This window comes from Kitasatospora purpeofusca (assembly GCF_036010405.1).
Classification (GTDB): Bacteria; Actinomycetota; Actinomycetes; order Streptomycetales; family Streptomycetaceae; genus Kitasatospora; species Kitasatospora purpeofusca.
This window is the reverse complement of the sequence record NZ_CP108561.1, coordinates 4,556,794-4,576,139: the sequence shown is the minus strand read 5'-3', so window position 1 is coordinate 4,576,139 and position 19,346 is coordinate 4,556,794. Positions and strand designations below refer to the sequence as shown.

At 75.5% G+C, this 19,346-nt stretch carries 16 protein-coding genes; 10 read left to right on the top strand and 6 right to left on the bottom strand.

The window, feature by feature from the left end:
• Positions 1–119: 119 nt before the first annotated feature.
• Positions 120–866, top strand: a complete 747-nt coding sequence (locus tag OG715_RS20215) for an ABC transporter ATP-binding protein (RefSeq protein ID WP_266270210.1) — start codon at positions 120–122, stop codon at positions 864–866.
• Complete coding sequence (locus tag OG715_RS20210; protein ID WP_266270208.1) at positions 863–3,625, top strand: FtsX-like permease family protein; 2,763 nt, start codon at positions 863–865, stop codon at positions 3,623–3,625. The genes OG715_RS20215 and OG715_RS20210 overlap by 4 nt, the downstream gene beginning before the upstream one ends.
• Before the next feature lie 65 nt (positions 3,626–3,690).
• Here OG715_RS20210 and OG715_RS20205 read toward each other — a convergent pair whose 3' ends face one another.
• On the bottom strand, positions 3,691–4,380 hold the full coding sequence (locus tag OG715_RS20205; protein ID WP_266270207.1) for an HD domain-containing protein: 690 nt from the start codon (positions 4,378–4,380) through the stop codon (positions 3,691–3,693).
• An 80-nt stretch (positions 4,381–4,460) separates the two neighbouring features.
• Between OG715_RS20205 and OG715_RS20200 the strand changes: the two genes are divergently transcribed.
• The 3 genes from OG715_RS20200 (at position 4,461) to OG715_RS20190 (ending at position 6,724) form a co-directional block, all read left to right on the top strand.
• A complete protein-coding gene (locus OG715_RS20200) occupies positions 4,461–4,868 on the top strand; it encodes a PadR family transcriptional regulator (RefSeq protein ID WP_266270206.1) in 408 nt (135 codons plus the stop codon).
• Positions 4,865–5,830: a hypothetical protein gene (locus OG715_RS20195; protein WP_266270205.1), complete on the top strand. Its 966-nt coding sequence runs from the start codon at positions 4,865–4,867 to the stop codon at positions 5,828–5,830. The genes OG715_RS20200 and OG715_RS20195 overlap by 4 nt, the downstream gene beginning before the upstream one ends.
• Before the next feature lie 207 nt (positions 5,831–6,037).
• Complete coding sequence (locus OG715_RS20190; RefSeq protein WP_266270204.1) at positions 6,038–6,724, top strand: copper homeostasis protein CutC; 687 nt, start codon at positions 6,038–6,040, stop codon at positions 6,722–6,724.
• Positions 6,725–6,789: 65 nt separating this feature from the next.
• On the opposite strand, the gene OG715_RS20185 is transcribed toward OG715_RS20190, so the two are convergent.
• On the bottom strand, positions 6,790–8,841 hold the full coding sequence (locus OG715_RS20185; protein WP_266270203.1) for a HelD family protein: 2,052 nt from the start codon (positions 8,839–8,841) through the stop codon (positions 6,790–6,792).
• A gap of 342 nt (positions 8,842–9,183) precedes the next feature.
• On the opposite strand from OG715_RS20185, the gene OG715_RS20180 reads away from it, so the two are divergent.
• Positions 9,184–9,345, top strand: a complete 162-nt coding sequence (locus OG715_RS20180; protein WP_266270202.1) for a hypothetical protein — start codon at positions 9,184–9,186, stop codon at positions 9,343–9,345.
• Between the two features lie 61 nt (positions 9,346–9,406).
• On the opposite strand, the gene OG715_RS20175 is transcribed toward OG715_RS20180, so the two are convergent.
• Positions 9,407–11,044 (bottom strand): DNA repair helicase XPB, encoded by a 1,638-nt coding sequence (locus OG715_RS20175; protein ID WP_266270200.1) that lies wholly within the window; start codon positions 11,042–11,044, stop codon positions 9,407–9,409.
• A gap of 115 nt (positions 11,045–11,159) precedes the next feature.
• A complete protein-coding gene (locus OG715_RS20170) occupies positions 11,160–11,564 on the bottom strand; it encodes a hypothetical protein (RefSeq protein ID WP_266270199.1) in 405 nt (134 codons plus the stop codon).
• A 129-nt stretch (positions 11,565–11,693) separates the two neighbouring features.
• On the opposite strand from OG715_RS20170, the gene OG715_RS20165 reads away from it, so the two are divergent.
• On the top strand, positions 11,694–11,972 hold the full coding sequence (locus OG715_RS20165; RefSeq protein WP_266270198.1) for a hypothetical protein: 279 nt from the start codon (positions 11,694–11,696) through the stop codon (positions 11,970–11,972).
• Between the two features lie 25 nt (positions 11,973–11,997).
• Here OG715_RS20165 and OG715_RS20160 read toward each other — a convergent pair whose 3' ends face one another.
• Complete coding sequence (locus OG715_RS20160; protein WP_266270196.1) at positions 11,998–14,502, bottom strand: helicase C-terminal domain-containing protein; 2,505 nt, start codon at positions 14,500–14,502, stop codon at positions 11,998–12,000.
• A gap of 418 nt (positions 14,503–14,920) precedes the next feature.
• Here OG715_RS20160 and OG715_RS20155 point away from each other — a divergent pair, with 418 nt between their 5' ends.
• The 3 genes from OG715_RS20155 (at position 14,921) to OG715_RS20145 (ending at position 18,462) form a co-directional block, all read left to right on the top strand.
• The gene (locus tag OG715_RS20155) at positions 14,921–16,021 is read left to right on the top strand and encodes a hypothetical protein (RefSeq protein ID WP_266270195.1); all 1,101 of its coding nucleotides are present in this window, start codon (positions 14,921–14,923) and stop codon (positions 16,019–16,021) included.
• 311 nt (positions 16,022–16,332) lie between these two features.
• The gene (locus OG715_RS20150; RefSeq protein ID WP_266270194.1) at positions 16,333–18,018 is read left to right on the top strand and encodes an alkaline phosphatase D family protein; all 1,686 of its coding nucleotides are present in this window, start codon (positions 16,333–16,335) and stop codon (positions 18,016–18,018) included.
• Between the two features lie 69 nt (positions 18,019–18,087).
• Complete coding sequence (locus tag OG715_RS20145) at positions 18,088–18,462, top strand: VOC family protein (RefSeq protein WP_266270193.1); 375 nt, start codon at positions 18,088–18,090, stop codon at positions 18,460–18,462.
• Here OG715_RS20145 and OG715_RS20140 read toward each other — a convergent pair.
• Complete coding sequence (locus tag OG715_RS20140) at positions 18,459–19,220, bottom strand: potassium channel family protein (RefSeq protein WP_266270192.1); 762 nt, start codon at positions 19,218–19,220, stop codon at positions 18,459–18,461. The two genes, OG715_RS20145 and OG715_RS20140, sit on opposite strands and share 4 nt — an antisense overlap.
• Positions 19,221–19,346 lie beyond the last annotated feature (126 nt).

Here is a 19,346-nt window from a genome sequence, read left to right as displayed (position 1 = left end):
GCACCTCCGGGTGCGGCGGCGGTTTTTTCGCGCCGATGAAACCGTCGGACTACATATGCAGTCCAACGACATATATAGTCCGTCCGAGTCCTTCTTTTCGGCAATGAGTGGGGAGAACCATGTCCCAGCCCGATCCGACCCGTCCGGTCCTCGAACTGCGCGCCGTCACCCGGACGCACGGGCACGGCGAAGCCGAGGTGCATGCCCTGCGCGGCGTCGACCTGGCCGTGCACGCCGGCGAGTTCGTCGCCGTCATGGGGCCCTCCGGCTCCGGCAAGTCCACCCTGCTGACCCTGGCCGGCGGCCTCGACCGGCCCAGCGGCGGGCAGGTGCTGGTCGAGGGCGTCGAGCTGAGCGGGCTGAACCGGACCCGGCTGGCCGCCGTGCGCCGCCGCTCGGTCGGCTACGTCTTCCAGGACTACAACCTCGTCCCGGCGCTGACCGCCGCCGAGAACGTCTCCCTGCCCCGTGAACTCGACGGGGTGTCCGGTCGGACCGCCCGCCGGGAGGCGCTCACCGCCCTGCGCGAGATGGGCATCCCCGACCTGGCCGACCGCTTCCCCGAGCAGCTCTCCGGCGGCCAGCAGCAGCGCGTCGCGATCGCCCGGGCCCTGGTCGGCGACCGCCGCCTCGTCCTGGCCGACGAGCCCACCGGCGCGCTCGACTCCGCCACCGGCGAGGCCGTGCTGGCCGTGCTGCGCGCCCGCTGCGACGCCGGCGCCGCCGCGATGATGGTCACCCACGACGCCCGCCACGCCGTCTGGGCCGACCGCGTGGTCGTCCTGAACGACGGCGGCGTCGTCGACGGGGGCGTCGGACAGGCCGCGCACCCGCTGCTCACCGGTGGCAACGGGGGACGGCGATGAAGCTCTCCGCCCTGCGCGTCGCGCTGCGCATCGCCCGCCGCGACGCCCTCAAGGCCAAGGGCCGCAGCGCCCTGGTGATCGCCATGGTCGCGCTGCCGGTGCTCGGTGTCACCGGCGCCGACATCGTCCACCAGAGCGGTTCGCTCACCCCTGCCGAGCGGGTCGAGCGGCTGATGGGCGGGGCGGACGCCCTGGTCTCCGCCCACCGCCCGGGCCGCTCCGTCGAGCAGGCGCCCTTCGCCGAGGACGGCGTCCTGGTGCTGCCGGAGGCCCGGACCGACCCCGCTTCCGCACCTGCGGCCGCCGGGGCGGCGAGCTCGGTCGAGCAGCTGGGCGGGCTGCTGCCGGCCGCCTCGGTGCTGCTTCCGGCCACGTCCGGGCCCGAGGTCAGCGCCTCGACCCGGGAGGGCCTGTTCACCACCTCCACCGCCGAGGCCGATCTGACCGACCCGATCTGGTCGGGACGGCTCGACCTGGTCGAGGGCCGGGCGCCGGCCGCGCGCAACGAGGCCGCCGTCACCCGCGCCTTCCTCGACGAGGCCGGACTGAAGCTCGGCGACTCCACCACGGTCAAGGGACTGGAGCAGACCCCGTTCCTGCTGACCGGCGTGGTCGAGCACCCCGGTGAGCTCAAGAAGGTGGAACTGGTCGCCCGGCCCGGCCAGGTGATCTCCCCGCTGGCCGCGGTGGCCGCCGCCGCGCCGGACGCCCCGGGCGGACCGGTGGCCGGGGGCCGGGACGAGGCCGTCCGCACCGAGAGCTGGCTGGTCCGGCTGCCCGCCGGCGCCGGACTCGACTGGACCGCCGTCCAGAAGCTCAACCGGTACGGCTTCACCGTGACCTCCCGGGCGGTCGCCCTCGACCCGCCGCCGACCTCCGCCGTCCCCTACAACGTCAACAAGTGGGTCTCCCCCGAGAGCGACAACCGGACCGTCATCCTGGTCACCGTGATCGGCATGGCGCTGCTGGAGGTCACCCTGCTGGCGGGCCCGGCCTTCGCGGTCGGCGCCCGGCGCTCCCGGCGGCAGCTGGCCCTCGTCGGCGCCGCCGGCGGCCACCGGGGCCACGTCCGGGCCATCGTGCTCGGCGGCGGACTGGTGCTCGGACTGGCCGGAGCCGCCCTCGGGGTGGCGCTCGGCACCGGTCTGGTCGCCGCGCTGCGGCCCTGGCTGGAAGGGGCGGGCGGCAGCCGCTTCGGACACTTCGCGATCGCCCCGCTCGACCTGCTGGCGATCGCCGCCGTGGGAGTGCTGACCGCGCTCGCCGCCGCCGTGCTGCCCGCGGTGCAGGCGGCCCGCCGGGACGTGGTGGCCGGACTCACCGGCCGCGACACCGTCGCCACGCCCAGCCGCCTGCTGCCGGTCCTCGGGCTGCTGCTGGTCGGCGCCGGAGCGGCGGTGGCGCTGTACGGCGCCGGGACCTACCAGAGCGGCACCATGCCGGTGGTCGGCGGGCTCAACAAGCGGGCGCTCTCGGTGCTCGCCGGTGCGGCCACCGCCGAGGTCGGCATCCTGTTCTTCACCCCGATGCTGATCGCCCTCTTCGGCCGGTTCGCCGGCCGGCTGCCGCTCGGCCCCCGGCTGGCCCTGCGCGACTCGGCCCGTCACCGCGGCCGGACCGCGCCGGCCGTGGCCGCCGTGATGGCCGCCGTCGCCGGAGCCGTCGCCGTCGGCGTCTACAGCACCGGTACCGAGGCCCAGGAGCGGGCCTCCTACCGGCCGACGGCCCCGCTGGGCGCCGTCGTGCTCGACGCCCCCGCGGCGCCGGGCAGCCCGGAGACGGTCCGGCTGCGCCGCGCCGTCGAGCAGGCCCTGCCGAACCTGGGCGCCCGCGCCGACGTCCAGGACGTGACCTACGTGTTCTGCGACAACTGCTCCAGCACGGTGCAGGCCAAGGGGACCGGTGCGCGCTCGGAGTTCGGCGGCGCCCGGAGCCGGGTGCTGTCCGGCGACACGACGGTCCTGCACAGCCTGTTCGGCGTGCGCGACCGGGCGGCCGAGGAGGCCCTGGCCGCGGGCCGGGCGGTGGTCTTCGACTCCGCCTACCTGAACGGCGGCCGGGTGACGCTGACGATGCAGGGCGCCGCCGGCGGACCGGTCCAGCCCGGACAGGTGCCGGGGACGGAGAAGATCGAGGTCCCGGTCGAGGCCGTCCTGGTGGAGAACCCCGACGCGGCCCGGTACGGGGCGGTGCTGATGGGACCGGAGGCGGTGCGCAGGGCCGGACTCACGGCCAGGCCCAACGGATCGGTGTGGCGTCCCGACGTCGCGCCCGACCGCAAGGCGCAGCAGCGCGCCGAGGCGGCCGTGGCCCAGCTCGCCCCGCACGCCCAGCTGGCGGTGGAGCGCGGCTACCAGTCCAAGGACGACATGAACACCCTCGCGCTCGGCGGGTTCGCCGTGGTGGTGGTGCTCGGAGCCGCGGCCGTGGCCACCGGGCTGGCCGCCGCCGACTCGCGCAACGACCGGGCCACGCTGGCCGCGGTGGGTGCGCCGCCGAGGATGAACCGGATCCAGGCCGGGCTGCAGTGCACGCTGATCGCGGGCATCGGCGCGGTGCTGGGCACGGTGAGCGGGTTCGTGCCCGCGCTGGGGCTGCTGCGCTCGCACGCGGCCGGGGAGCTCGGCGCGCCGGCGGTGCCGTTCGCCGCGCCCTGGGGGCTGCTGGTGCTGATCACGGTGGTGCTGCCGGTGGTCGCGGGGCTGGGGGCGGCCGCCTTCAGCCGGGGCCGGCTGCCGCTGGCGCGGCGGGCGGGCTGACGGCGGCGTCCGGGCCCGTGCCGGTGGTCGGCCACCGGTACGGGCCCGGACGCGTTCGGGGGCTGTCAGTCGAAGCTTTCGGGTGTTCCAGGACCGGTGAGCCCGGCGAGCTCGGCCGCGAGGTTGGCCCGGGCGGGGGCGTCGAAGCGCCGGTGCGCGGTCGTCGTGCGGTAGAGCGCGGGCAGCGCGAGCAACTGGCGCAGCACCGCCGCGCGCCCGGCGCGGAAGTCCGGCTCGGGCACGAAGACGTACTCCTCCCGGACGGCCGCCGCGTACACCGCGTAGGCCGCCGGCCCGCCGCCGAGCACCGCGAGGTCGGCGTCGCACAGCACCTCGCCGTCGCGGTCGCCGGGCTCGGGGCGGTGGGTGACGGTGAGCCGGACCAGCCGGGCGACCTCCGCGACCCGGGCCGCCGGGAGCCCGCTGCCGCCGAGCGCCCGGACGGCCAGGGCGGCGCTGCGCTCCTCGTTCTCGGAGCGGTCCGGCCGGTAGACGGCGTCGTGGAACCAGGCGGCCAGCCGGACGGCGTCCGGGTCGTCGGCGTGCTCGGCGAGGGTGTCGACGTGGCCCAGTACGGCGCGCAGGTGGTCGACGGTGTGGTACCGGCGCTGCGGCTCGGACCAGCGGCGCAGCAGCTCCCGTCCGGCCGGTCCGGGGTCGGTGGCCGCGCCGCAGCGGTGCAGCAGGGCGGTCCAGGCGGCGAGGAGGTCCTCGGTGGCGGGGGCGTCGGTGGCGGGGGCGTCGGCTTCCGGCATGGCGCCATTGTGCTGGGCCGGGCCGGAGCACCAAAGATTCCGCTGGACATGATATGTCGACGAAAGGTATATGTAGCTCCATGACTGAACGGGCGATGCAAGAGCCGACGCTGCTCCTGCTGACCGCGCTGGCCGACGCCCCGCGGCACGGCTACGCGCTGATCCAGGAGATCGCCGCGATCTCGGACGGCCGGGTGAAGATGCGCACCGGCACCCTGTACGGCGCGCTGGACCGGCTGCTGCAGCAGGGGCTGATCGAGGTCGCGGCCGAGGAGATCGTCGACGGCCGGGCCCGGCGCACCTACGCCCTCACCGAGGGCGGGCGCGGTGCGCTGACCACCGAGGCGGAGCGGCTGAGCGCCGTCGCCGAGGAGGCCCAGCGGCGGCTGGCCGCCGTCCGCGAGCCGTCCGCGCGCCCGGCTGCCGTCCGCCCCGCGGCCGGGGGCGGCAAGCTGGCGTTCTTCAAGGTCAGGGGGACATTCGTATGACGATCCAGTTCTTCCCGGGGTCGGCGGACCCAGTGGCGTTCCGGGCCGCGCTCCGGCTCTATCCGGCCCGCTACCGGCGTGAGCGCGGCGACGAGCTGTCCGCCGTCTTCGCCGACTCCACGGCCGAGGGCGGCAAGCTCGCCACCGCGCGCGAGGCGCTCGACCTCGGGGTGTACGGGCTGCGGATGCGCACCGGCCTGACCGCCTCGTCCACCGCCGGGCGGCTGCTCGCGCTGGCGGCGCCGCTGGTCGCCGGGGCGATCGCGGGACTGGGGCTGACCCGGGTCCTGCACGACGCGACCGGCCAGGCGCCGGAGTGGATGTGGGAGCTGCCGGACCGCGCGGTGCAGGTCCCCGCCTATGCCTCGTACTACGGCGCGCTGCTGGTGCCGTTGCTGCTGGTCGGCGCGGTGTTGGCAGGCCGGTCGCGGCTCGCCCGGACGGCGGCCGTCGCCCTGGCGGCCGTGGGCGCGCTGGGGGTGGCGCTGGCGGTGCTGGCCCAGCCCGACTTCTGGCTGGTGTTCAACAAGTCCTGCGAGGCGACTCCGCAGCTGTTCGCCGGACTGCTGTTCGCGCTCGCGCCCCACGAGCTGCTGCGGCGGCGGCCGACCCGGAGCGACCGGGCGATGGTGCTGGCCGCGGCGGCGGGCGGCGGGCTGGTCCTGGTGGCGGAGGACTTCTACAGCTCCTGGGTGCTGACGGACGGATGGGCGGGCGCGGCGCTGGTGGTCGTCCCGCTGCTGACGCTGCTCTTCGTGGTGCGCGACCGGCTGGTCCCGGCCGCGATGGGGCTGGCGGTGCTGCCGCTGACCCTGACGTTCAGCCTGTTCCGGATCTGGCAGTCGATCGGCGGCGTCTGGCGGCTGCTGCCGGTGGTGGGCCTGGTGCTGGTGGGGACGATGGTGGCCGCAGGGCTGCTGCACCGCGATACCGGGGCGGGAGGTCGCCGGAGCCTCGCCTGAGCGGGGACGGCCGGGGCCTCGCCGCTCCGAACGGCCGGACGACCGGGTTGTGGACCCGGGCCGTCCGGCCGTTCCGCTTTTCCGGGGGTGTGCCGTTCCGTGTTCTCCGGGGCGCGCCGTTCCGCGCTTTCCGGGGCATGGATGTTGTCCGGCCAAGTGGCCGCACGGGGCTCGCCGGGGCCGGGGCGATGTGGCACTCTGTCTAATATGTCTAGACCAATTTTCGAAGTCATCGCGCTGACGCCCCAGGATGCCCAGGCCGCCGAGTCGGGCGGCGCCGACCGGCTCGAACTGGTCACCGACATGGCCGCCGACGGCCTCACCCCCGGGGTGGAGGACTTCGCCAAGATCCGGGCCGCCGTCGACCTCCCGCTGCGGGTGATGCTCCGGATCCGGGACGGCTTCGCCCCCGGTGACCTGGACGTGCTGCGCGACCGCGCCGCCGCGCTCCGGGCCGAGGGCGCCGACGAGTTCGTCCTCGGCTTCCTCGACGCCGACGGCGCGGTCGACCTGGCCGCCACCGAGGCTGTCGCCGAGGCGATCGCCGGCTGCCGCTGGACCTTCCACCGGGCGATCGACCACAGCGCCGACCGGGCCGCCGTCCGGTCCGCCGTCGGCGCGCTGCCCGGACTGGACACCTTCCTCACCTCCGGCGCGGCCGGCGGCGTGGACGCGGGCCTCGACGTCCTGCTGGCCGAACTGGCCCGGGCCGGCGAGCCCGGCTACACCCAGCGGATCCTCATCGGCGGCGGCCTGCGGGCCGAGCACCTGCCGGGGCTGCGCGGCGCCGGCTTCGACGCCTTCCACGTCGGCGGCGCGGTGCGGGTCGACGGCTGGCAGTCGCCGGTGGACGCCGCCAAGGTCGCCGAGTGGCGGGCGCTGATCGACGGCTGAGCAGCGGTTCCACGACGGCGGGCGGCGACACCGGAACCGGTGCCGTCGCCCGCCGTCCGTCGGGCTCAGCCCAGCTGCGCCGGCAGCGGCTCGGCGTGCAGCACCTCCAGGCCGGAGACCGCGCGGGTCAGCGCCACGTACAGCCGCCGCAGCCCGGTCCGCTCGTCCGGCTCGCCCGCGACCACCGCGGCCGGCTCGTCGAGCACCACGTAGTCGTACTCCAGACCCTTCGCCAGCGAGGCCGGGACGAGGGTCAGCCGGGCCTCCGCACTGGTCTCGGCGCCCGGGGCGAGGTGCGGCAGCCCGGCCGCCGTCAGCGCCTCGGCCAGCAGCGGCACCCGCGCGTCGGCCGCGATCAGACCGGTCGAGCCCTCCCGGCCGAGCGCCCGCAGACAGGCCTCGACCACCGCGTCGGTCCGCTCCTCCGGATCGACCCGGCGGACCGTCAGCGAGCCCGGGGCGTCACGGACCGAACCGGCCGGCGCCAGACCGGGGGCGATCGACGGCAGCAGCCGGGAGGCGTACGCGATGACCTCCTCCGGCACCCGGAAGCCCTTGGTCAGCTCCTCGATGTGCGCGGCCGGCTTGCCCAGGTGGTGCAGCGCCTCCGGCCAACTCGCCGTCGCCCAGGGGGTGGTGCCCTGGGCGAGGTCGCCGAGCACGGTCGCCGAGCCGGTGCTGCAGCGGCGGCCGACGGCGCGGTACTGCATCGGGGAGAGGTCCTGCGCCTCGTCCAGCACCACGTGCCCGAGCGACGGGGTGCGCCGCACCAGGTCCGTCGCCTCGTCGACCAGCACGGCGTCGGCGGCGGTCCAGCGGGCGGTCCGCACCGAGCGGCCCGGCCTGGGCCACAGCACGGCGGCCTGTTCCTCGGCGGTCAGCACGCCCTCCGCGCACCCGGCCAGGAACTCCGGGTCGGACAGCAGCCGCAGCACCAGCTTGGCCGGGTCGACCGGGGGCCAGCACTGCTTGACCGTCGCCTTCACGGCGGCGTTGCGGGCCACCGCGTCCTGCACCCGGTCGTCCGGGGCCTCGCCGGACTGCTCCATCTTCAGCAGCACGGCGTGCGCGATCCGCTGCGGCAGTGCCTCCGCGGCCGCGCCGTAGCGGGTCTCCCGGCCCTTCAACTCCTCGATGATCTCGGTCAGTTCGTGGACCGGGACGCGCCAGCGGCGGGAGCCGCGGACCACCACGCAGGGCTCGGTGGGCAGGGTGATGCCGGAGCGCACCGCCCGCCGCAGCACCTCGGCCATCCGGGCGTCGCCCTTCAGCCGGGCCGCCCCGGCGGAGTCCTCGCCGCGCACCTCGACATGTGCGACCAACTGCTGCACGGTCGCCTGGGCGACGTCCAGCTCGCCGAGCGCGGGCAGTACCTGCTCGATGTAGGAGAGGAAGGCGTTGTTCGGGCCGATCACCAGGGTGCCGGTGCGGGCCAGCCGCTCCCGGTGCGCGTACAGCAGGTACGCCACCCGGTGCAGGCCGACGGCGGTCTTGCCGGTGCCGGGCGCGCCCTGCACGCAGAGGGTGCCGGAGATGTCGGCGCGGACGATCTCGTCCTGCTCCGGCTGGATGGTGGCCACGATGTCGCGCATCGGGCCGACGCGCGGCTTCTCGATCTCGGCGGCCAGCAGGGCGGAGGCGGTGTCGCCCTCGGCCGGATCGGTGAGGTGCTCGTCCTCGTACGCGGTCAGCTCGCCGCCGGTGTAGCCGAAGCGGCGGCGGCGTTCGACGTCCATCGGGGCGGTCCGGCTGGCCCGGTAGAACGGCTGGGAGACCGGCGCGCGCCAGTCGATCACCATCGGGTCGCCGTGGGCGTCGTGCACGTGCCGGCGCCCGATGTAGAAGCTGTCCCCGCCGGAGCCCTCGCTGAGGTCCTCGCCGATCGGGTGCAGGTAGTCGAGCCGGCCGAAGAACAGCGGGGTGTGGGAGAGGTCGGCCAGGGCGGCGATCCGGGCCTCGATCTGCTTGGCCAGCACGACGGCGGTGACCCAGGTGCCGGTCACGTCTCTGATGTCGAGCGACTCGACGTCCTCGCGCATCGAGCGCAGGGCGGACCTGGACGCGGCCAGGTGGTCCCGCTCGCGCTGCAGGGGGTCGGTGGTGGGGGTGGCGGGCACAGCGAACCTTTCCGGCTGCCCCGGGGACCGGGCGCAGCGGATCGTAGGAGCTCACGGTGGATACAGCCGACCGGTTGCCGTGCGGTCGGCACCTCCCCCGGCTGCCCGCGCGACTACAGCGGGTACCACGGTTCGGGAGGGGGCAGGCGGACGATCCTAGACCCTCTCTTCCGGATCACGCCAGGCGACGTGGTCCGGAAGAGAGGGGCCGGCCGCGTCGGCCTCCGGGTCCCACCCCCGACGGACTCGGGGCCTCCGTACTCCGCGAGGACGACCTACGTCCCGCCGGGTACGGCCTTCGGGGTGATGGCGGCGGCCGTTCGGGTGCCTACCGTGGAATGTATGAGCACATCACAGCACCGCACCCGCACCGCCCCGGCCGGCGCCACCGCCACCACCGGCCGCCGCCGCCACCCCCTCACCACCACCGTCCGCAACGTCGGCATCGCCCTGGACACCGCCGCGCGCGTGATCCTCCTCGGCCGCGACGGCGTCCGCTACTGAGCGCTCCGCCCTGCCGGGCCTCTCGGCCCTGCTGCCCCGGCGTGCGGCTCCGCCCCGCCCGCTACAGCACGTCGTCCGCGTCGATGATGCGGTAGGCGTAGCCCTGTTCGGCGAGGAAGCGCTGGCGGTGGGCCGCGAAGTCCTGGTCGACGGTGTCCCGGGCGACCACGGAGTAGAAGTGGGCGGAGTGGCCGTCCGCCTTGGGCCGCAGGACCCGGCCGAGGCGCTGGGCCTCCTCCTGCCGGGAGCCGAAGGTCCCGGAGACCTGGATGGCGACGGTCGCCTCCGGCAGGTCGATGGAGAAGTTGGCCACCTTGGAGACGACCAGGACGCCGATCTCCTTGTTGCGGAACGCCTCGAACAGCTTCTCGCGCTGGGCGTTGCTGGTCTCGCCCTTGATCACCGGGGCGTCCAGGACCTCGCCGAGCTCGTCCAGCTGGTCGATGTACTGGCCGATGATCAGCGTCTGGTCCTTCTCGTGCTTCTTGACCAGCGCCTCCACCACCCGGCGCTTGGTCGCCGTGGTGGCGCAGAACCGGTAGCGCTCCTCCGGCTCGGCGGTGGCGTAGGCGAGCCGCTCGGAGTCGGTCAGGGTGACCCGGACCTCGCAGCAGTCGGCGGGCGCGATGTAGCCCTGCGCCTCGATCTCCTTCCACGGCGCGTCGAAGCGCTTCGGGCCGATGAGGCTGAACACGTCGCCCTCGCGGCCGTCCTCGCGCACCAGGGTGGCGGTCAGGCCGAGCCGGCGGCGGGCCTGGAGGTCGGCGGTGAACTTGAACACCGGGGCCGGCAGCAGGTGGACCTCGTCGTAGACGACCAGGCCCCAGTTGCGCGCGTCGAACAGCTCCAGGTGGGCGTAGACGCCCTTCCGCTTGGTGGTCATCACCTGGTAGGTCGCGATGGTGACCGGGCGGATCTCCTTCCGGGTGCCGCTGTACTCGCCGATCTCGTCCTCGGTCAGCGAGGTCCGCTTGACCAGCTCGTGCTTCCACTGGCGGGCCGAGACGGTGTTGGTGACCAGGATCAGCGTGGTCGACTTGGCGTGCGCCATCGCCGCCGCGCCGACCAGGGTCTTGCCGGCGCCGCAGGGCAGCACGACCACGCCCGAGCCGCCGTGCCAGAACCCCTCGACCGCCTGCGCCTGGTAGGGGCGCAGGCTCCAGCCGTCCTCGGCCAGCTCGATCGGGTGCGCCTCGCCGTCCACGTAGCCGGCGAAGTCCTCGGCGGGCCAGCCGAGCTTGAGCAGCACCTGCTTGATCTGGCCGCGCTCCGAGGGGTGCACGACCACGGTGTCCGGGTCGATCCGGTCGCCGACCAGCGGCACGATCTTCTTGGAGCGCAGCACCTCCTCCAGCACCGGGCGGTCGGTGGTGGACAGCACCAGGCCGTGGGTCGGGTGCTTGGTCAGCCGCAGCCGCCCGTACCTGGCCATCGTGTCGGCCACGTCGACCAGCAGCGCGTGCGGCACCGGGTAGCGGGAGTAGGTCACCAGGGCGTCGACGACCTGCTCGGCGTCATGGCCTGCGGCGCGCGCGTTCCACAGCCCGAGCGGTGTCACCCGGTACGTGTGCACGTGCTCCGGCGCCCGCTCCAGTTCGGCGAACGGCGCGATGGCCCGCCGGCACTCGGCGGCCCTGGGGTGGTCGATCTCCAGGAGGAGAGTTTTGTCGCTCTGGACGATGAGCGGTCCGTCGTTCACGCGGGGAAGCCCTCCACTGGCTGACAGGTCGGTCGGGTCCGCGGGTCGTGCGGCACGCCGACCCTCCAGTGTCGCGCATCCGGCGGGGTGGACGGGGACCGCCCTCGGCGAGCGGCTACTTCCACTCGTAGTACACGCCGGTGGACTTGCCGTCCGGGGCGACCTCGTACTCGAAGAGGCCGACGACGTGGTTGAGGCGGTCGAGCTGCGACGAGGCGGTGGAGAAGAAGAGGGCACCGCGCCAGCTGGTGCCGCCGCCCTCGGTGAAACGGCCGAGCGCGGTGCCGTGCCAGATGACGCTCTGGCCGTCGGCCGTCATGTCGACGCCCTGGCCCTCGCCGCGCAGATTGCCGTCGGGGCGCATCTCGGACTCGTAGGTGCCGAAGCCGTTGACCGGAGTGTCGTAGTAGCTGCCCTTGGACTCGAACGAGACCTCGACCACCACGTGGCCGTCCCCGGCGTCGAGGACGCGGCGGCCGGTGTCCCGGTTCTCGGTCCGGCCGATGAGATCGCCGAGCATGATGACTCCTTTCGTCACCCCCGTGATTCCGGACTACGCCGGTGGAGGCGGGGCGTCAACCGGTGGCACGGGCCGTGCGGCCGGGGACGCGGGGGGTGACCGTGGCGGGAGTGGCTCGTTGATCCCTGCATGAACAAGTCGAAGCGTGTTCTCACCGCTCTCGCCCTCGCCGGTACGGCCTTCGCCGCCACCGCCTCCTCGGCCGGTTCCGCGCACGCGGTCGCGGGTGTCGGCGAGGGGCCCGGCGGGCTGCTGGCGGCGCCCGGGTTCCTGCTCGCGGACCTGGCCGGCGCGAACTCCGTGATGCCGGTCGGGCAGGGCGACCTCGCGGCCATGGCGGACAAGGCGATGAAGCAGAAGCAGGCCGAGGAGGCCCAGCAGCAGCAGGCCCAGTCGCAGGGCCACTGAGTCGCAGGCCCACTGGGCCCGGGGGTCACTCGTCGAGTTCGGCGACCCCGGTGATCCGGTGCAGCGCGAAGGTGCGCAGCTCGCCGTCGTGGTGGTCGAAGGCGGTCACGTAGCCGCCCTCGACCTTCACCGGGTCGATGATCCGCTGGCTGGCGAGGCCCTCCGCGTTGAGGTAGCCGATCCACATCCGCTCGCCGAGCAGGACCGCCGTCTGCAGGGTCGCCAGGGTCTCGGCGGCGGCGGTGCGCGGCAGCTGCCGCCCGGACGCGGCGGCGGGCTCGCGGCGGACGGCGGTGGCCGCCCGGTCCCCGGCCCGGATCGCCTTGACGGCGGCGGCGAGCAGGGTGTCGTCCGGGGTCGGCGGGCCGTCCGGGACGGGCACCGGAGCCGCCCGGGGCGGGGTGCGGTGGCTGTCCGGGCGGGTGATCAGTACATCGCCCTCGGCGGACTCGGCCGCGGGCGCGTACCCCATCGAGCGCAGCGTGCCGAGCAGGACGTCCGGCGCGGCCTGGGCGGCCAGCACGGTCGGAGCGAGCAGCCGCAGCCGCAGGTCGGCGGAGCGGCGGTCGGCGAGGATCTCGTTCAGCAGGGCCGGGTCGTCGCAGCGCAGGTACGACGAGGCGGCCCCGACCCGCAGCAGGCCGTGCCGGCGGGCCACGTCGTCGATCAGGTAGCCGAGCGGCTGCGGGAGCGGCGTGCGGGAGTGCTGGTCCAGGAAGGCCCGCAGGTCGGCGGCGCTGCGCCCGGCGTCGAGGGCGCGCCGGACCGACTCGGGGGTGAAGCGGTAGACGGTCGCGCCGCCCTTGGACTCGATGTCGGCGCAGAGCGCGAGCGCCTGGGCGAGCGGGGTGAGCAGCGGGCCGGGCGCGATCGCGGTGAGGTCCGGCTGGAGGATCACGTGGTCGAGCGGCTGCGGCAGCAGCGGGGCGAGCACGGTGGCGGGGTCGGCCTCGGCGGTGAGCAGCGCGCGGGCGGGGGCGGCGAGGGCGCCGCGGCCGGTGACGCCGAGGAGTTCGGCCTCGGCCAGGGTCCAGCCGACCAGGTGTTCGCGCAGGTCGCGGCCGTCGGGGTCGGTCTGCCCGCCGCGCAGCGGGCGCTGCCAGCGCAGGGTGGGCAGGAGTTCGGCGGGGGTGGCCGCGGTGCCGGGCGGGAGTTCGGCGAGCAGGGCCAGGGCGGCGCGGCGGACCGACGGGGCGAGGGTGCGGTCCAGTTCGGGGCCGAGCGCGGCGCGCTGCTTGCCCTTGCCGTCGGCGGTGCCGGCCAGGGCCGGGACGCGGGTCGCGGCGAGCCAGGCGCGGGCGAGCACGGTCCAGCGTGCGGCGGTGTCCAGGCGCAGCCACTCGTCGTACCCGGGCGTCGGCGCCCAGTGCTCGTCGACCTCGCCGTCCGGGGCCAGCAGGCCCGAGGTGTGGGCGAGTTCGAGCCAGAACGCGGTGGTCTGCTCGGTGCTCTCCAGAGCCTGGGCGGTGCGCTTGAGATCGCGCACCCCGAGGCCGCCGGCGCGCAGGGTGGGCGGCGGGGTGAGGCCCCAGAGCTCCAGCAGTTCCTCGACGGTCCGGACGGCGGTGTGCGCCTGCCCGGCGGCCGCGCCGTCCACGGTCCCGGGATCGCGCGGCGCGGCGGCCGGCGCGGGCTCGGGCTGGAGCGGTTCGACGGTGCGGTGCGAGCGTCCGCCGCGCAGGTGCAGGGCGAGTTCGCGGGGCAGGACGACGCTGCCGGGGCTGGTGGGCAGCAGCAGGCCCCGGGCCAGCAGCCATTCGACCGGGCTCTGGGCGTCCTGCGCGGTGACCGGGCGGGTGGCGTCCGGGACGGTGCCGGTGGGCGGTCCCCAGACCAGCCGGTCGAGCAGGCGCAGCGCGGGCTCGGGGGCGGTGGCGAGCAGGGCCTCGCAGCGGGCGCGGTCGCCGAGCAGGGTGGTGAACGCGGCGACGGCGGTGACCGGGTCGGGCGTCGCGGGCTGCCCGGCGGAGGCGAGCAGTTGCTGCAGCCGGGCCGGGGACATGCCGGTGCTCGCCTCGGCGAAGGTCGGGCCGAGGCCGGTGCGGCCGGGGTTGGCGGCGGTCGGCGCGAGCGCCTCGCGGGCCGCGATGACCAGGCGCAGACCGTTGTCGGGACCCCAGAGCAGGGCCCGGTCGCGCAGGGTGGCCAGGGCGCGGGGCAGTGCGGCGGCGACGGCGGCGCGGTCGGCGGCGCTCAGCGGGGTGGCCTCGGGGTGCGGCTTCACCTTCGCCGGGCCGGCCAGCAGGGTGCGCACGGCGGCCGGCGAGGAGGCGTCGGGGAGCGCGGCCAGGGCCTCGGCGGTCTGCAGGGTGAAGCGGTCCAGGCGTTCCAGCGCGCGCAGGGCGGAGGCGCGGGAGGAGAGCCGGGCGGTGAGCTGGGTGAGGTCGCCGGGCACGGGGTTGAGCAGGTCGGGGCGGGACCGGAGCAGGGCGACGAGGTCGTCGTCGGGCCGGGCGCGCAGCTCCTCGGCGAGGGTGCGGGCGCCCGCGAGGGACTTGGCCTGGCGCTGTGGGCCCTGCTGTGTGGTCATTCGACCTAGGTTAGTCGGGCGGCGGCGGGGTGGAAGGGCCCCGGCGCCGGTGGATCCGGGGGCGGCGGCGGGTTGCGCGGGGGGCGGCGGGCGCACGGGGGTTGACGGGAACGGCGGGGTGGTGGGCGCGGTGGGGGAGGGACCGGCGGTGCGGGTGGGGGCCGGTGCCTCGGCCGCCGGGCCCGGTCGGGTGCCGCCGGGGCGAACGCGGGTGCGGCCGGGCGGCGTTCCGGCTCGCGTGGTGGGGCGGTGGGTGGGTAGCGTCACGGTCGGCGGGGACGACGCCGCGTCCGGACCGGTGGCGGGTCCGGTCCGGGACGGACTTCGGCAGGGGTTCTCGGTACGGGCAAGCGGTACAGGCCATGGGTACAGGCCATCAGTACGGGCGATCGGTACGGGCAAGGCGGGGTGCGTGGGGATGTCGGACGGCGAGTGGTGGCGCAAGCAGGGGCCCTGGAGCGAGCCGCCGGGGGGTGCGGGGGCCTCCGGCGCGGGTGGCGACGGGGACAGCGTGTACGCGGGCGAGCCGGCGCCCGCCGTTCCGCCGCGCCCCCAGGGGCCGCCGCGTCCGGTCGCGGCGCCGTCCGGTGGGTCCGACGCCGGGGCGTCCGGTGGGCCGGGCACGGGTGGTGAGGCGTCCGGGGCGCCCGCCGCGTTCCTGCCGCCGCCCGCGCGGTCCGGCCAGGGCCGAGGTGCGACCCGGGGCACGGACCGGGGTGACGGACCGTCGTGGCTGGCGAAGCCGGTCGAGGACGCCCCCGCGGACCCGGAGTCGCTGCCACCGGCCTACCGCGCCGTGAGCACGGGCGACTGGGACTACGTGACCATCGACTTCGGGGACGGCCCGGCCGCCTCCAACCGTCCGATCCCGGAGCAGCGGACCGCCGCCGACGCCGGTTCGGCGCCCGGGGTGGACGAGGACGCCGCCCCGGGCGACCCGGCGGCGCCGGACGCGGGGGCCACGGGCGACACGGCGGAGCCGACGGAGGGAGGGGCGGCCGGGAAGGGCAAGCGGAAGGGCAGGGCCAGGGGCAGCGGGAAGGAGCCGGCCGGGAAGAGAACCGGCGGGAAGAAGGCCCCGGCCCGGGGGAAGGACGGCCCCGCCGAGGGTGCCCCCGCCGCGAAGGGCGGTCCGGCGAAGGCCCCGGGCGGGCGGCGCCCCTCGCCCCTGCTGCTGCTCGCCGCCGCAGTGCTGATCGGCGGCGCCGTCACCGGTCAGCTGATCGCGATGCTGATCGGCTGGGCGCTCGGCTACCTGTCCCGTCAGCTGTCCGACTTCATGAAGAAGTTGGTGGTGTTCGGGATCCCGCTGATGGTGATCAGCGGCAGCTCGCTCTTCTACTGGGGACGCGCACAGGGCCGCTGGGGCGCGGCCCCGCCGCCGGGCGAGCAGGGCTCCCACGCGATGTGGGTGGCGGCGCCGGGGGTGCTGCGGGTGGCAGCGGTGCTGTCGGCCGTCCTCCTGCTTCTGATGTCCCTGCGCCGGAAGGGCGGCGGAGCGGCGGGCGGCGGGCAGTAGCGGCGGCCGACCGGGGGCTGTCGCCGGTCCGCCGTCGCCGGTCCGCCGTCGTCGGTCCGTTGTTGTCGGTCCGCCGTCGTCGGTCCGTTGTTGTCGGTCCGCCGTCGTCGGTCCGTTGTTGTCGGTCCGTTGTTGTCGGTCAGCTGCCGTCGGTCCGCCGGGCCCGGCCAGCTGTCGCCGGGTCAACTCCGTTGGCGGGGGCGGGAAAAAGGGCGAAGACGTCGCCTGCCGTTCACGGGGCGCTCCATCCCCGTCTGATGGAATTGCCGGCCGTGGTGTCACCGATGCGCAACAGCTGCAGGAGGTCTCCCGTGCCGTCGTCCCCGCCCCCGCCCCCGTCGCCCTCGCTCTCCCAGGTGTCCCCGGCGCCGTCGCCGTCCGCCCCCGGGCGGCCCCCGGGCGCCGCGATCGGCCGCCGCGGCCTGCTGGTCGGCGCGGCCGTCGCCGTGGGCGCCCAGGCGCTCAACATCCGTACGGCGCACGCGGAACCGGTCCGCCGGGACCCGTTCCTGCTCGGCGTGGCCAGCGGCGACCCGCTGCCGGACGCCGTCGTTCTGTGGACCAGGCTGGTCGCCGACCCCTTCGACGCCGCCGCCATGGGCCCCCGCTCCGTGCCGGTGTCCTGGGAGGTCGCGGCGGACCAGGGCTTCCGCCGGATCGTCCGGCGCGGCGTCGCCGCCGCCGAGGCCGGCCGCGGGCACAGCGTGCACGTCGACGTGCGCGGGCTCCAGCCCGGCCGCGACTACTGGTACCGCTTCCGCGCGGGCCGCCACCTGAGCCCGTCCGGCCGCACCCGCACCGCCCCGGCGGCCGGCGCCCGCCCCGGCCGGCTCCGCCTCGGCGTGGTCAACTGCCAGGACTGGCAGAACGGTTACTGGCCCGCGTACACCGCCCTGGCCGCCGAGGACCTCGACGCCGTCGTGCACCTCGGCGACTACATCTACGAGACCGACCCGCACAGCCAGTACCCGGACCGCCTGCACACCACCCCCGGGACCCCCGGGATCAACCAGCTCCTCACCCTGGCCGACTACCGGGCCAGGCACGCGCTGTACAAGACCGACCCGGCCCTCCAGGGCGCGCACGCCGCCTTCCCCTGGATCGTCACCTGGGACGACCACGAGGTCGAGAACAACTACGCCGGCCCGGTCGACGAGATCGACGACACCGGCGCGCGCCACCAGGACACCGCCGCCTTCGCCCGCGAGCGCGCCGCCGCCTACCAGGCCTACTACGAGCACATGCCGCTGCGGAACCCGTACCGCAACGGCTCGTCGGACTACCGCCTGTACCGCCGCTTCGACTTCGGCGACCTGCTGCGCCTCAACGTGCTCGACACCCGCCAGTACCGCTCCGACCAACCGGGCGGCCACTCCCAGGACTTCGGCCCCGTCGCGGACGGACTGGGCAACACCGGCGGCACCCTGACCGGCGCCGAGCAGGAGCAGTGGCTGCGCCGGGGCCTGTCCGGCTCCCGGGCGCGCTGGAACGTCATCGCCCAGCAGGTGATGATGAGCCAGATCCGCTTCCCCAACTTCCTGGACCCGGCCCACCCGCTGCCGCCGCTCGCCAACCTCGACCAGTGGGACGGCTACGACCCGGCCCGCACCCGGCTGCTGCGCTTCCTGCGGGACGCGGCGGTCGCCAACCCGGTGGTGCTGGCCGGTGACATCCACTCCTCCTGGTTCAGCGACCTGCGGATCGACCGCGACGACCTCGCGTCCGCGCCGGTCGCCGTCGAGTTCACGGCGACCAGCGTCAGCTCCGACTTCCCGGCCGCGTTCGACGGGCCGCTCAAGGCGCTCAACCCCACGCTCAACCCGCAGGTCCGGTACTTCGACGGCCTGCGCCACGGCTATCTGCGCCTGGACGTGGACCGCGAGCGTTGGCTGACGGACGCCCGGACGGTGGACAGCATCGCCGTCCGCGAGTCGCCGGTGCGGACCTCGGCCTCCTGGGCGGTGGTGGCCGGCGAGCCGGGCCTCGTCCCGGCCTGACCGTGCGTCGCCCCTCCGGTCGGCCGGTGGCCCGGTCGGCCGGTCGGCCGGTCGGGCACAATCGGCGGCATGCTGAGAGTCGGTTCGGTGGTGCTCGGAGTGGTGGACGTCGGCCGCGCGGCGGCGTTCTGGGGCGGGGCCCTGGGGTACGCGCCCCGGGACGGCGAGGCCGGGGACGACTGGGTGGTGCTCGTCCCGGCGGACGGCGTCCCCGGGGTGCAGGTGGCGCTCGGCCGGAGCGCCACCCCGCCGCAGGTGCACCCTCGGGTGCACCTGGACCTCTACGCGACCGACGCGGCGGACCAGGCGGCCGAGGTGGAGCGGCTGGTCGGCCTCGGCGCGAGCCGGGTCGACTGGGACCTCTACCCGGAGGACCCGGACTTCGTGGTGCTCGCCGACCCGGACGGCAACCGGTTCTGTGTGATCGACAGTAGCCGGTCCTAGTCGTCCTCGCGCCCACCGCTCCCGCGCCCACCGCCCTGGTGTCCACCGCCCTGGTGTCCACCACCCTGGTGTCCACCACCCTGGTGTCCGCCGCCGTCCTCGTAGTGCTTGCGGCCGCGCAGGAGGCCCCGGCTGCGTCGGCCCTGGCCCAGGCCGGGGTGCGATCCGGCCCCGTGGCCGTGGCCGTGGCCGAGTCGGTGACCGGGAGGGGGGTCGTCCTCGGAGCGGTGGGCGCGGACCTCCATCCCGGAGCGGACGGTCCGGCTCAGGGCACCGGCGGCGGCCGCCAGGAACACGAAGTTGTAGGCGATCTGCAGGAGCACCACCAGCCGGGGCCCCTGGCCCGCCGCGGTGATGTCGCCGTAGCCGATGGTCGCCATCGTGACGACCGTGAAGTACAGCGCGTCCAGACGGGTCACCAGCCCGTCGAACTCGCCCGGACGGTCGGCCAGGACGTAGTAGGTGCCGGCGAAGACGGTCAGCGAGAAGCAGATCAGGAAGGCCAGCCAGACGCCGGGATGGCGTCCGGTGCCGCGCATGCTGTCGACGATCCGGGCCAGCAGCAGTCCGGTCAGCAGGGTCAGCACCGCGGCGAAGAGCACCCAGCTCAGCAGCGGGTGGTCGTCGCCCAGGGCGCGCAGCGGCAGGGTGAAGTAGCCGAGCATCAGCAGGGCGAACGAGCCCAGCAGTAGTCCCCAGGCCCGCAGGTCGGGACGGTGCAGGGGCTGGGGCGTCGGCGGCTGCTGGTTCGCGGACATCCCGGCCAGCCTGCCCCGGCGCGGCCCGGCCCGCCGCCCGGGCTGCTCCGTCCGGGCCGTTCGGGCCGTCCGGTCCGGGCAGTTCGGTCCCGGCCGAGCGCCGAGCGCCGAGCGTCGATGGCCGAG

Bases quoted from the DNA above. Each gene is read 5' to 3' on its own strand.
- OG715_RS20180 (WP_266270202.1), top strand. From the start codon at position 9,184: ATGAGCACATCACAGCACCGCACCCGCACCGCCCCGGCCGGCGCCACC.
- OG715_RS20200 (WP_266270206.1), top strand. From the start codon at position 4,461: ATGACTGAACGGGCGATGCAAGAGCCGACGCTGCTCCTGCTGACCGCG.
- OG715_RS20195 (WP_266270205.1), top strand. From the start codon at position 4,865: ATGACGATCCAGTTCTTCCCGGGGTCGGCGGACCCAGTGGCGTTCCGG.
- OG715_RS20155 (WP_266270195.1), top strand. From the start codon at position 14,921: ATGTCGGACGGCGAGTGGTGGCGCAAGCAGGGGCCCTGGAGCGAGCCG.
- OG715_RS20210 (WP_266270208.1), top strand. From the start codon at position 863: ATGAAGCTCTCCGCCCTGCGCGTCGCGCTGCGCATCGCCCGCCGCGAC.
- OG715_RS20205 (WP_266270207.1), bottom strand. From the start codon at position 4,380: ATGCCGGAAGCCGACGCCCCCGCCACCGACGCCCCCGCCACCGAGGAC.
- OG715_RS20165 (WP_266270198.1), top strand. From the start codon at position 11,694: ATGAACAAGTCGAAGCGTGTTCTCACCGCTCTCGCCCTCGCCGGTACG.
- OG715_RS20170 (WP_266270199.1), bottom strand. From the start codon at position 11,564: ATGCTCGGCGATCTCATCGGCCGGACCGAGAACCGGGACACCGGCCGC.
- OG715_RS20145 (WP_266270193.1), top strand. From the start codon at position 18,088: ATGCTGAGAGTCGGTTCGGTGGTGCTCGGAGTGGTGGACGTCGGCCGC.
- OG715_RS20140 (WP_266270192.1), bottom strand. From the start codon at position 19,220: ATGTCCGCGAACCAGCAGCCGCCGACGCCCCAGCCCCTGCACCGTCCC.
- OG715_RS20190 (WP_266270204.1), top strand. From the start codon at position 6,038: ATGTCTAGACCAATTTTCGAAGTCATCGCGCTGACGCCCCAGGATGCC.
- OG715_RS20215 (WP_266270210.1), top strand. From the start codon at position 120: ATGTCCCAGCCCGATCCGACCCGTCCGGTCCTCGAACTGCGCGCCGTC.
- OG715_RS20160 (WP_266270196.1), bottom strand. From the start codon at position 14,502: ATGACCACACAGCAGGGCCCACAGCGCCAGGCCAAGTCCCTCGCGGGC.